The organism is Ruegeria sp. L12, from assembly GCF_056531745.1.
In genome coordinates this window covers 21,503-34,183 of sequence record NZ_JBQFMH010000020.1, presented here as the reverse complement: position 1 = coordinate 34,183, position 12,681 = coordinate 21,503, and the positions used below count along the sequence as shown (strand labels likewise).

The following is a 12,681-nucleotide window of genomic DNA, read 5'->3' as shown; positions in this document are numbered from 1 at the left end:
GCAAACGCGAAAAGCCTGATAAGAAAGGCGCTCGCCTTCAGTTCAGATGGTCACTTTCTGCGTCAGCAACACGTTGTTTTTCCACAGAATCAGCGGGAAGCGGCCATTCGCTGCACGTGCAATGGAAACCTTTCTTCGGGGGAAGGCGGGCGTTGGATTTCGTCCAATGCACGGGGGTGTTGCATTTAGACGCCAGGGAATTCGCCAATACCAGCAGTCGGCTTTCCAAGAACATGCTGTTTTTCTGTCTCAAATCTGAGCGTCCCGAAATCTCACAATTTGAATTTTCCGGGAAAAAGTCCGCACAAGAAACGTCTGATAAGATCAACAGAGCGTCGTCGTGAAAAACCCTGCATATCTGTTAGGTAATTGACCCACATACCTTCCAGCAAAGCCAGCGTTCCGGCGGTGGCATCGTCCACCAAGTTTGGGTCACGCTCGTTTTTTTGAACTATCTCCTTAAACGCAAGCCGCAAGGTCTCGACAAGTTTTTGATCCTGAGTGCTGCTGTAGCGGGCAATGCCTGGGTGTGAGCTCGCGATGCCGCGAAATGCATGCCAGATTTTTGTACTTCTTGGGTTGAGCAGTGCTTCGGACAGATCCGCCTCGATCACAGCCATCACCCGGTCTTCGGGCGATGCATCCGAGCCCAGATCGGTCATTTTGTCCATCTCGGAATAATATTGGGCACTGAAATGCTGGGCCGCTGCGGTCAGCAAATTGTCCTTCCCCCCGAAATGCAAATGGATCATCCCGCGTGATAAACCCGAACGCTCGCAAATGCGGCTGACCGTTGTGTCGGTAACTCCAATATCCGCGATAGTGTCTAGGGTCGCTTTGATCAGAAGCTGCTTATTGGCCTCCGGATCACGCTTCGAACCACGCTTTCTTCTTTTTAAGCTTTCCACTTTATTCAATAATTCCATTCTCTTGATGGCATCACTCAAGTCTTTCTCACAGGAAGATTGACACGAAAGACCGTTCTGGCGCAACATAAAATGGACGATCGTCCATTAGTGACTCGTGAAAATCCGGATGGGAGTTTGGGTAATCTTTCGTAGCGAAGCATCCCGGGGCTATACCCTCAGCGCACCAGCCACGGCTTATGTGGGCTTTCTGGTGGCGGCTCCGTTGTTGATCCTGATCGCCTATTCGTTCTGGACGCAAACCTACGTAACGCTCGACAAGACGCCGACACTAAAAAACTATAGCGACGCGTTTGCTGATCCTTTGGTTAGACACTTGATGCTAAGGTCGATCTGGATTGCCGGAGCAGTCACAGCAGCTACCGTCGCACTGGCATATCCCATCGCTTATTTCATCGCGATGAAGGCCCGTAAAAAGACCATCTGGCTTCTGCTCATCACCATTCCATTCTGGTCTAGCTACCTCCTGCGTGTATTTGCGTGGAAACTCATCCTGGGGTTCAACGGAGTAATGAATTCTGCACTGCTGATGCTTGGTCTGATCGACGAACCGCTCGACTTCCTTCTCTACAATGAATTTGCAGTCGTGCTGACGCTTGCCCATGCCTGGGCGCCATTTGCGATCCTGCCGATCTATGTCTCATTGCAGAAGATCGATCCGAGCTTACTAGAAGCTGCCACCGACCTCGGTAACAGCCCTTTTCAACGCTTCATGCGGGTGACGCTGCCACTAACCATCCCGGGGATCATTGCTGCTTGTCTGATCATATTTATTCCCACGGTAGGTGACTATGTGACCCCGGCACTGGTTGGCGGGTCGGACGGAAAGATGATCGCCAACCTTATTCAGGTGCAGTTCGGGGCCGCCAACAACTGGCCACTCGGCGCCACCCTTTCACTGATCGCGATGCTATCGGTTGGCTTTGTCGCTATAGTGTTTGTAATTACCGCCACCCGGCTAGGGAGGCGGATAAGATGAGACGCCCTTCGACCCTGACAGCCTACGCTTTTCTGTATTTGGTTTTTCTTTACCTGCCGGTCCTTTTTCTGCCCTTGTTTTCATTCAACAGCGGCACAATCGTTGCCTTTCCGATCAAGGGCTGGACGCTGGACTGGTATCGGAAGCTGGGCGAACAGGATACCTTGATCCAGGCCCTTTGGAATTCGCTTGGCGTTGGCACCGTCGTGGCACTTCTTTCTACCGCTATGGGATTGTTCGCCGCCCGCGCCTTTGTTCGGTACCGTTTTCGAGGTCAGCGTGCTTCCGAAGGTCTGGTGATGCTGCCTTTGGTTATACCGGGCATTATCGTCGCTTCTTCAATGCTGGTTCTGTTTTTGTTTATCGGACTCAAGCCATCTTTGTTGACCGTAGTCCTGGGCCATACATTTCTTGCGCTGCCGTTTTCCGTCTCGATCCTGAAGTCTGCGTTTGATGACTTCGATGCGTCGCTGGAGGAAGCATCATACGATCTGGGTGTCGGCGTGTGCGACACCTTCCGCCGCGTGACGCTTCCGGTTGTTTCCCCGGGTATCGTAGCAAGCTTGCTGGTCACTTTCACTGTCAGCTTCGACGAGTTCGTCCTCGCCTTTTTCCTGTCCGGCAACCAACCAACCTTGCCAGTCTACATCTGGAGCCAGATTCGTTTCCCCGCCAAGCTTCCAAACGTTTTGGCCTTAGGCTCTATCCTGCTGCTTACATCGGTCCTGCTCTTGGTGCTGGCCGAGTATTTCCGGCGTCGCTCATCCGCATCAGGGGTCCAATGACAGACAGAAACATCATAGAACTCAGGGGCGTCGAGAAACGCTATGGCACCTTTCTTGCGGCTAGCGGGATCAATCTCGACCTCAAGGAAGGCGAGTTTTTCTCACTCCTCGGCCCTTCGGGATGCGGCAAAACAACGGTATTGCGGATGATCGCTGGTTTCCAAGAGCCGACCAAAGGCACTGTGCTGATCGACGGTCAGGATATGGATGGTGTGCCTGCCAACAACCGGCCGACCAACATGGTATTTCAGAGCTATGCTATCTTCCCGCACCTGAATGTCGGGAACAACGTGGCCTATGGATTACGCGGCAAGGCTCCCAAGGCCGAGATCGACCAGCGCGTGGCCGAAGCCTTGGAAATGGTCGAGCTGGGCGGTCTTGAGGATCGCGGCGCAAGTGAGTTGTCAGGCGGGCAACGGCAAAGGGTTGCGCTCGCCCGCGGGCTGATCATGCGACCCAAAGTATTGTTGCTGGATGAGCCCTTGTCGGCCTTGGACAAGAAGCTGCGCGAGCAGATGCAATTTGAGATGCGTAATCTGCAGCAATCGCTGGGTATCACCTTTGTGATGGTCACACACGACCAATACGAGGCGATGACAATGTCTGACCGCATTGGCGTGATGTTCAATGGGCGGCTAAAGCAGGTGGATACGCCAACAACGCTTTACGCCCGGCCCTGCGATCAGCAGGTTGCCAGTTTCATCGGTGAGATGAACATTTTGCCTGCCCAGTTGCTTGAGGAAAATGGCGATACGCTTTCAATCGACGCGAAGGCCTTTGGCCAAATGGAGATTGAAAAAAACCCCAACGTTGCAACCAGCGCGCGAGATATGAACATCGGCATTCGACCCGAACAATTGGAAATCACCGCTGAAAAACCCGAAGACTATCCATCAACTGTTCAGGGCAAAGTCAGCAACGTCGCCTTCTATGGCGAGAACATTCACTACCACATTCAGGTTGCGGAAACCGACAAGCCGATCTCGGTCTCGGTTCCGAACTACTTTCACACGGTTGATTTCAATCGCGGCGACGCAGTTTGGCTGGGAGTCCAAAGCGCCAGCGTGATCGATCTTGGCACTGACACAGAATAAGACAATGGGAGGAAAGAAATTGAAACTTCAGGGAATTGCGGCCTTCGCATGTGCGACGGCAATAAGTACAGGAGGCGCCAGCGCCGGTGGAGCTGATCTGACGGTATTTGACTGGTCGGGATATGAAGACCCGGGCTTCTTTGCCAGCTACATGGAAAAATACGGGAATGAAGCACCGAGCTATTCCTATTTCGGTAGCCAGGAAGAAGCCTTTACGAAACTGAGTTCGGGTTTCACGGCTGATCTGGCGCATCCTTGTTCCGACGCGGTCAGGAAATGGGTCGCTGCCGATCTGATTCAGCCACTGGACGAAAGCAAGCTGACCAATTGGGCGGATGTGCTGCCCGAGATCAAGGAAGTGGACGCCATCGTTCTGGACGGCCAGCTTTACATGTTGCCGTTCGAATGGGGGAACACGGGCCTTATCTACCGCACCGACAAGATCTCGGGGGATGACATCTCGCTGCAACTGCTGGCTGATCCGGCCTATGCGGGCAAGATCGCCATCCCGGATGCCGCATCGTCTGCATATGCCTTGGCAGCGTTGGCTACTGGAAATGCCGACAACTACACGAATCTGAGTGACGAACAGTTCAAGGAAGCATCTGATTTCCTGCGCTCGATCCACTCGAACATGCGCTTTTACTGGTCAGATGCGGGTCAGTTCGATCAGGCCATGACCAGTGGTGAGATCGAACTGGGCTGGGCCTGGAACCAGTCCGAACTGAACCTGATCTGGAACGAAGTGCCTGCCGCCATGATGCGTGACGTCGACAAAGGTATCGCGACCTGGGCGTGTGGCTACGTGCATCTGAAATCTTCGACGACACCTGTCGATCAGGTCTACGATCTGTTGAACGCGCTCTCCGATCCTGCCAGCGGCCAGTACATCATCGACAATTGGGGCTACCCACATTCCAACGCAAAAGCGTTCGAAGTTGCCGATCAGGCCAACATCGAAGCTTATGGTTTCTCCGATCCAAAAAGCTTCTTCGAGGGCAGTTTGTTCTTTGATGCGGTGAATCCCGAGCTTGAGGCAAAAATGCTGGCGGAGTTTGAACGGATCAAAGCCGGCTTCTGATTCAACAATATCTCCGGGGCCAACCAACCCCGGAACACAAACACAGGAAAACGCGTGAACATGTCAGACGCGAACCCATATGCTATGCTCTTGGAACCGGTTCAGATCGGGCCAGTCACTGCCAGAAACCGCTTCTATCAGGTGCCTCATTGCACCGGGCTGGGGCACCTCCGACCCAGGGCGGACGCTGCCGTTCGTGGAATGAAGGCCGAAGGCGGGTGGGCGGTGGTTTCCAATCAGGAGACCGAGATTCACCCGACCTCTGACCTTTCTCCCTACGCCGAAGGGCGGCTGTGGGATGGGCGCGATGTGCCCGCGTTGCGGTTGATGACGGACGCAGTACATGCGCATGGCGCGCTGGCGGCCATCCAACTGGTACACAACGGCAATCATGCGCAAAACCTGCTGACCCGCGCTCCGGTTCTTGCGCCTTCCGAGATGTCCGTCGACACGACGCACCCCAAGCAGGCGCAGGCTATGGATAAGGCAGACATTCGGGAATTCCGCCGTTGGCACCGCGAGGCCGCCTTGCGCGCGAAAGATGCCGGATTTGACATCATTTATGTGTATGCCGGGCACAACATGACATTGGCGCAACATTTCATGCTGCCGCATATGAACCAGCGTAGCGATGAATATGGTGGGTCGCTCGAGAATCGCGTGCGTCTGACCCGGGAGCTTCTGGAAGACACTCACGAAGCTGTGGGCGACAGCTGTGCGGTGGCGTTCCGATTTGCTATTGATGAGATGATGGGTACCGGGGGCATGCAGGCAGCAGAAGAAGGCCGCGCCGTTGTCGAGCTTTTGGCCGATCTTCCTGACCTATGGGATGTGAATGTGGCTGACTGGTCCAATGACAGTGCCACGACTCGTTTTCAGCCAGAGGACGGATATCAGAACGCGTTTCTGTCCCACGTTAAGCAGATCACCCGCAAACCTGTGGTTGGTGTCGGTCGCCTGACGTCGCCTGACATGATGCTATCGATGGTCCAAAAGGGAATTGTCGACCTTATCGGAGCCGCGCGACCTTCCATCGCGGACCCGTTCATTCCGAAAAAGATTGAGAAGGGTCGCATTGACGAAATCCGCGAATGTATCGGCTGCAATATCTGCGTCTCATCCGACAATCTGGGCATCCCGATCCGCTGCACTCAAAACCCTACCATGGGTGAGGAATGGCGACGCGGTTGGCACCCCGAGATCATCGCGCCGAGAAAGAGCGACGCGGACACTTTGGTTGTTGGCGGTGGCCCTGCCGGTCTTGAATGCGCCATGCAGTTGGCAAGGCGAGGATATCAGGTGACCTTGGCCGAGGCGTCAGCCGAATTGGGCGGGCGGGTTACGAAGGAAAGCAAACTTCCCGGCCTCGCAGCTTGGTCCCGCGTCGTCGACTATCGTCTGCATGATTTAAAACAACGCGGCAACGTTCAGCTGTTCACTGACAGCAGGCTTGATGGCGATCAAGTGGCAGAGCTGGGCGTCAAACACGTCTTTGTGGCCACCGGCAGCCTTTGGCGAACCGACGGCATGGGCCGTAATACCCAGCGCCATGTGCCACAGATCGAGCAAAGCGCCAATGTGCTGACGCCTGATGACATCTTGAATGGTGTTTTACCGCCGGATGGCCCGGTCATGATCTATGATGACGATCATATCTATCTGGCAGGAGTGATCGCCGAAAAACTGGCGACTGCAGGATACCAGGTGGTCTTTGTCACGCCGGAGAGTTTGGTCTCAGCTTACTCCGTCAATACTTTGGAGCAGCCTCGCATTCAGGCCCGTCTGATGGAGCTTGGTATCGATATTCGCTGCAATCAGGTATTGGCCGCTGCTGAAGGTGACATGGCGCGCATTGGGTGTACCTTCACAGGTCGCGAAATGGATATTCCATGTGCCTCGACAATTCTGGTCACTGAACGTCAGCGTGAGACGACGCTTTATGACAGCTTGCGCGGGCTCAGGTTGAAAACCGTCGAACTTATTGGCGATGCCGCTTCTCCAGGGCTGATCGTCGACGCAGTCTTCGCGGGCCACCGCGCGGCCCGGGATTTTGAACGCCCCAAGGCAGAAGCAGACCAGGACTGGTTTCGCCGCGAGATAATCGATTTGGAGGAAACGTGATGAACAGCCGACCGTTTGAGTTGGATGCGTTGATAGCCTCGCACCAGTACGGCCAGGCCTTACCGCGCGGTTTCTATACTTCGCAAGACATCTATAACTATGACATTGCCCAAGTCTGGAACCGCAACTGGCTTTGGGCAGGGCATGTCAGCCAAATCCCAAACCCCGGTGACTACTTCCTGTTCGACTATGGCCCGGAGAGCATCATTATTGTTCGCGACCGCGAAGGCGAAGTTCGCGCTCATTTGAACGTCTGTCGCCATCGGGGTTCTCGCGTTTGCACCGAACAGTCCGGCAACGCCCGAGTCCTTGTTTGCCCCTATCACGCCTGGACATATGAGCTATCGGGTAAACTTCGTGCGGGCCACAACATGGGGGAACACTTTGACCCATCCAAATTCGGGCTCTATCCCGTTCAGGTGAGTGTCTTCAAAGGCCTGATTTTTGTCTGTGCCGATGCAAATACGCCTTCGCTTGATCCTGTCCTTAGTGAGCTTTCGCCACTCGTCGAACCCTATGGCTTTGACAATCTGAAAGTGGCGCATACGGCGTCATTTCCCGTTCCCGCGAATTGGAAACTGGCGGTGGAGAACTATCTTGAATGCTATCACTGCGGACCAGCGCACAAAGAATATTCTCGTTCTCATAGCCTGAAATCGCCTCAAGACATGGCTGGCTTGGTCGAACCGTTAAAGGCAAGGGCTGCGGAAGTTGGCCTGTCACCTGATGAATTGGCACTTGTCGGCGACGCTGCGCCAACCCCATTTACCAGCGCGTATTATCGGCGCTATCCACTTTATCCGGGCTACAAAACCGGCAGCAAATCGGGCGAAGCGCTTGCGCCATTGCTTGGAACGTTGAAGGACTTCGACGGTGGCGCGACTGACTTTGATATTGGTCCATTGAATTGGTTCCTTATTTATTCGGATCACATGGTCGGCTACCGCTTCATTCCACGAGGCTTACAGGAAACCGACATTCAGGTGGTCTGGCTGGTTCGCGCTGACGCCGAAGAAGGCCAAGACTACAACAAAGAAAACCTGACCTGGCTTTGGCATGTCACATCTTTGGATGACGAACGCATCATTCGCCACAACCAGTCCGGAGTAAATTCTCAATACTTCCAACCGGGCCCCTTGGGCGAAATGGAATCGTCGATCCAGGACTTTTACGATTTCTATTTCACCATGATCAGCCCGGAACCAGAACAAAGGATGGCGGGCAATGGCTGAGACGAAATCACGCCGTCGCGGTGGCGGTGGACGCGCCGCGCGCATAAAGGTTCAACAGGCGACCACGGGCAATGAGGCCGTACGTGGGGGCCTTAGTGGCGGGCGCTATAAACCGCTGACCCAAACAGATATGGAGAACATCCACCAAGCGGCCTTAAACATTCTGGAAAACACCGGCGTTACCGACCATTTTCCGGAATTGCTTGATCTGGTGCTTCCCAAAGGCGCGGTAATGAATGACTTCAATCGGCTGTGCTTCCCCCGCGCCCTTATGGAAGACATCTTGGCGGCTGCCGCCAGAGAGTTTTATGTCTATGCCCGCGGTGAGCGTGAAGGCAAAGACGACATGCATTGCTCGGCCGAGAGTGTCTATTTCGCCAACTCTGGCACCGCCGTCACAACCTTCGATTCCGAGACCAAGTCCTATCGTCCATCGGTACTGCGCGACGTTTATGATTTCACCCGACTAGTGGACCGCTTGGACAACATCCATATGCTGGGCGACACAGTTTTGGCTACCGATGTGACCGATGATTTCGCTCACGATATGAACACCATATATGCAATGCTCGCAGGCAGCCAAAAGCCTGCCTGTCTGACCTTTCGCGACCGCAGCCATATCCCGCATGCCATCCGCATGTTTGATTTGGCTCAGGGTGGCGAAGGGGCTTTCATGAAAAAGCCAAGCGTCATTTTTGGCGGCTGTCCAATGGTTTCGCCGCTGCGGATCGGCAAGGAAAACATGGAGATCCTGATTGATACCGCCAAACTTGGCCTGACCGTCGATCTGGCTGTGCCTCCGCAAGCCGGGGCCACAGCCCCCGCGACCCTTGCGGGAACGTTGGTACAAACCGTGGCCGAAACGCTGGCCTGCGTTGCCATCGTAAACCTCATCACTCCAGGCTGTCCGGTTTGCTTTGCCGCCTGGCCTTTCATCACTGATTTGCGCAGCGGCTCGTTCACCGGTGGCAGCGGCGAACAAGCCCTGATCGGCGCGGCTGCCATTCAAATGGGCAACTTCTATGGCCTGCCCACATCCGTTGGCGCAGGCATGACCGATGCCAAAATACCCGACGCGCAATACGGGTTAGAAAAGGCGCTGACCTTCACGCTTGCTGCTCATGCCGGTGCCAATCGCCTTTGCGAGTTTGGCGGTATGATCGGCAGCCTCATGGGATGTAGTTTTGAAAGTATGGTCATCGATGACGAAGCGGGTGGAATGATCCTGCGGTCGTTGCGCGGGATAGAGGTCACGGATGAAACCATGGCTGTGGATGTGATCCACGAGTGCGCCATCGACCCCGGCCATTTCCTCGGCAACCCGCACACGCTGAACTATATGAACAGCGAATTCGTCTATCCGCGACTTATGGATCGTGAGCGTACAGACACATGGGAAAACGAAGGCAAAACAGATTTGCTGGACCGCGCCCGTGACAAAGCCAACTCTATTCTAAACAGTCATTTCCCCAACTATTTTGGCGCTTTGGACACCCAGGTGCGTGAAGAATTCCCCATCGTAATGAGCGCGGAAAGCATGACCCATCATGGATAACTCTAATGCCAAACAATGGGACAACGATCACTTCCTGCACCCGTGGGAAGGGATGGAAGCTTTAGGCAAAAATAGCCGTACTTTTGTCGAAAGTGCCAGCGGCATCCATGTCGTGAACGAAAAGGGTGAACGCTTGATCGACGGACCGGGAGGCATGTGGTGCACCCAGATCGGCTATGGGCGCGAAGAGATGGCCGAGGCCATGGCTGAGCAAGCTAGGAGTCTTGCCTATTTCTCGCCTTTCAACAACACCAACTCGACTGCTGCGCGGTTCGCGCGCGAAATAGCCAAACGAGCGCCTGGCGATTTGAACAATGTCTTCTTTACCACGGGCGGCTCCACCGCGGTGGATACGGCTATCCGATTTGTCCATTTTAGAAACAACCTTTTAGGTCGACCGGAGAAAAAGAAAATCATTTCAAGGCAAAAAGCCTATCATGGAAGCACCTACTTGGCGGCCAGCGTCAGTGGAAAAGAGCGTGACCGGCTTTGGCTCGACAAAGCCGATGACCTCGCACATTTCCTGCCAGACGTGAATCCGCTCTACCGTTCACCTGGTCAAAGCGAAGAGAGCTTTCTGAAGGAGAAAGTTTCCGATCTTGAAAACGCCATTTTGGCGCTTGGCCCAGAAAATGTTGCCGCTTTTATCGCCGAACCGGTTCTGGCATCTGGTGGCGTGATCGTGCCGCCAAAGGGATATCACCAAGGCTGCCTAAACATCTGCAAGAAGTATGATGTTCTATACATCTCCGACGAAGTGGTGACAGCTTTTGGGCGATTGGGCCATTGGTTTTCGTCAGAGGCTGTTTTCGGCATTCAGCCGGACATAATAACTTGTGCTAAAGGAATGACATCTGGGTACGCGCCGATGGGTGCTGCGATTATCTCTGACCGATTGATCGCCGACGTTGCGAGAAAAGATGCCACCTTCTCAAATGGTTACACCTATTCTGGTCATCCAGTTAGCGCGGCTGCGGGTTTGAAGGGCATTGAGATCATTGAGCGGGAAAAACTTCTCGAACACGTTCAAAAGGTCGCTCCGGTTTTTCAGGATCAGCTGCAGCATTTGCGACAGATTGACATCGTTGCCGATGTGCGCGGGATTGGGTTGATGGGATGCGTACAATGCTCAGTCGATGGTGATCCCCGGAGCGATCTGGGATGCGACTACGAGATTGGCGGCCAGATCGATATAGAATGCCAAAAACGTGGGTTATTAGTTCGACCTATTATCAACATGTGTGTTCTTTCACCGCCCCTTATCATCAGCGAAAGTGAAATTGAGCAGGTGTTTTCTATCTTGCGCAAGGGGCTTGAAGCGACACGAACGTGGCTTGGCGGAATCAGTTAACAATGAAGAGCTTGCACCACTGTTGCGGATGTCCGCAGACCGGTATGCCACTGCAGCATTTGAATTCCGTCCTAAATGTCCGCAATGTGCCGGGAGTTGTCGGTGACCTTTCAGCGATCAATGGCAGCTTTGTCCCGCAACTCGGACCTAGAACATTTTCTGATGAAGGTCCGATGCATTCCATAAGCTGACTTTCGTGCTATAAAAGCAGAACATCAACCATCAAGGGTTGCATTTATCGCTAGCGGACCTTCGTCAAAAAATTGGCGAAGGTCCGAGTTGCGGGACAAAGATCGAATTCGCTGCGCTTGCACCAATGGCCGCTACTTGCGCTTCTCGACACGAGATTCCACCATTTCCGGATGAAAAGGGACTTTTGGTTTGATATGAAACCTCCCTCGAAATCGATCAAGCAAACCATGGTTGGCGGCAGTCGAGGTCTGGCCGCATTTTCTGCAGAACCAGTGATTTTCGCATCATGTCCTGAAAGACCTCGTTTCCTCCAGAAGCCAAGACCTTAATGCCTGAAACATTGGCCTTTGAGCCTGGGCTTCGCGGCTGAGAAGGTGGTGCTGCCGCCCGATCTTGAATTTGTCCTTAATCGGGTAGATTAGGTCGCCCTGGGCGATCAGATGTTGGACAAGATGCTCCCAGCCGATCGCAAGCCCGAGGCCTGATGTGGCGGCGCTGATCAGCATTTCGAAATTGTTGAAACTCGGCCCTCTCAATTCCCTTTCGACTGATACGCCGAACTGGTTCAGCACAACCGGCCAGTCGGTTTGCGACCAGGGCAGATCGCGCCAGTGACCGGCATCGAGATGCAACAGGTCGAGGTTGGGAATGTCCTGGGCTGTCTTCAGTTCGGGATGACGGGCGAGGAATTCGGGGCTGCATACCGGGGCGATTTCCTCGACGATCAGCAGGTCAGCCAGAATATTGGGTTGCGGTTCGTGGCCGAGCACGACAGCAAAATCAACATATTCCAGCAGGCTGGTCGGATTGCCTTCGGTTGTCTGGAAGTTGAAATCCACCTCGGGGAAATCGCTCAGCAACCTGCCGAGCCGCGGCACCATGAACTGATTGGCGAACGGTAGACGCATCGCAATCGTCACGCGGTTGCTGCGGCTTTCGCGGCGCAAGCGGTCGCTGCCTCCGGCGATCTGGTTCAGGCCCTGTGCCACAGCATGGTGGAGATCCCGGCCGGCTGCCGTGAGTTCAAGGTTCTTGCCGCGTCTCGTGAACAGCGACACGCCGAGGTGATCTTCGAGCAGGCGAATCTGTTTTGAAATGGCGGCTTGAGTTACGAACAGTTCTTCTGCGGCCGCAGAAAAGTTCTCATGCCGTGCCGCAGCCTCGAATGGGCGCAGGGCTGACATGGGGGGTAATTTTCTCAAGAAACTTTGCATTTACAGAACCCTGACAGATCATTGATCCCTTTCCGCTGACCCACAGTGAGCAAGTCTGGCAGTAGATCTACAATAACCTCAGGTTTTCAAGAAGGGACAGAATTTCGTTTAGGGAAATCGTTTTCCTCTCGTAGGGTGAATGCTCAGACGA

General features: G+C 54.1%; 10 protein-coding genes. 8 read left to right on the top strand and 2 right to left on the bottom strand.

Annotation, left to right across the window (positions count from 1 at the left end; genetic code table 11):
* Positions 1 to 272: 272 nt before the first annotated feature.
* Positions 273 to 947: a TetR family transcriptional regulator C-terminal domain-containing protein gene (locus ACR0K9_RS19900; RefSeq protein WP_480825739.1), complete on the bottom strand. Its 675-nt coding sequence runs from the start codon at positions 945 to 947 to the stop codon at positions 273 to 275.
* A gap of 88 nt (positions 948 to 1,035) precedes the next feature.
* Here ACR0K9_RS19900 and ACR0K9_RS19895 point away from each other — a divergent pair, with 88 nt between their 5' ends.
* Genes ACR0K9_RS19895 through ACR0K9_RS19860 form a run of 8 tightly spaced genes read left to right on the top strand, consistent with a single transcriptional unit; the run spans position 1,036 to position 11,124 of the window.
* Entirely contained in the window at positions 1,036 to 1,905 is an 870-nt protein-coding gene (locus tag ACR0K9_RS19895) for an ABC transporter permease (protein ID WP_480825737.1), read from the top strand.
* Entirely contained in the window at positions 1,902 to 2,690 is a 789-nt protein-coding gene (locus tag ACR0K9_RS19890) for an ABC transporter permease (protein WP_480825735.1), read from the top strand. The genes ACR0K9_RS19895 and ACR0K9_RS19890 overlap by 4 nt, the downstream gene beginning before the upstream one ends.
* Entirely contained in the window at positions 2,687 to 3,784 is a 1,098-nt protein-coding gene (locus ACR0K9_RS19885; protein WP_480825733.1) for an ABC transporter ATP-binding protein, read from the top strand. Before ACR0K9_RS19890 ends, ACR0K9_RS19885 begins: the two co-directional genes overlap by 4 nt.
* A 19-nt stretch (positions 3,785 to 3,803) precedes the next feature.
* A complete protein-coding gene (locus ACR0K9_RS19880; protein ID WP_480825730.1) occupies positions 3,804 to 4,865 on the top strand; it encodes an ABC transporter substrate-binding protein in 1,062 nt (353 codons plus the stop codon).
* A 60-nt stretch (positions 4,866 to 4,925) separates the two neighbouring features.
* Entirely contained in the window at positions 4,926 to 6,986 is a 2,061-nt protein-coding gene (locus ACR0K9_RS19875; RefSeq protein WP_480825729.1) for an oxidoreductase, read from the top strand.
* Positions 6,986 to 8,218 carry an aromatic ring-hydroxylating oxygenase subunit alpha gene (locus ACR0K9_RS19870; RefSeq protein WP_480825727.1) on the top strand — a complete coding sequence of 411 codons (1,233 nt, stop codon included), beginning with the start codon at positions 6,986 to 6,988 and terminating at the stop codon, positions 8,216 to 8,218. Before ACR0K9_RS19875 ends, ACR0K9_RS19870 begins: the two co-directional genes overlap by 1 nt.
* Positions 8,211 to 9,773, top strand: coding sequence for a trimethylamine methyltransferase family protein (locus ACR0K9_RS19865; protein WP_480825725.1), 1,563 nt, complete (start codon positions 8,211 to 8,213; stop codon positions 9,771 to 9,773). Before ACR0K9_RS19870 ends, ACR0K9_RS19865 begins: the two co-directional genes overlap by 8 nt.
* The gene (locus ACR0K9_RS19860; protein WP_480825723.1) at positions 9,766 to 11,124 is read left to right on the top strand and encodes an aminotransferase; all 1,359 of its coding nucleotides are present in this window, start codon (positions 9,766 to 9,768) and stop codon (positions 11,122 to 11,124) included. The genes ACR0K9_RS19865 and ACR0K9_RS19860 overlap by 8 nt, the downstream gene beginning before the upstream one ends.
* A gap of 476 nt (positions 11,125 to 11,600) precedes the next feature.
* On the opposite strand, the gene ACR0K9_RS19855 is transcribed toward ACR0K9_RS19860, so the two are convergent.
* Positions 11,601 to 12,500, bottom strand: coding sequence for a LysR substrate-binding domain-containing protein (locus tag ACR0K9_RS19855; RefSeq protein WP_480825721.1), 900 nt, complete (start codon positions 12,498 to 12,500; stop codon positions 11,601 to 11,603).
* Between the last annotated feature and the right edge of the window lie 181 nt (positions 12,501 to 12,681).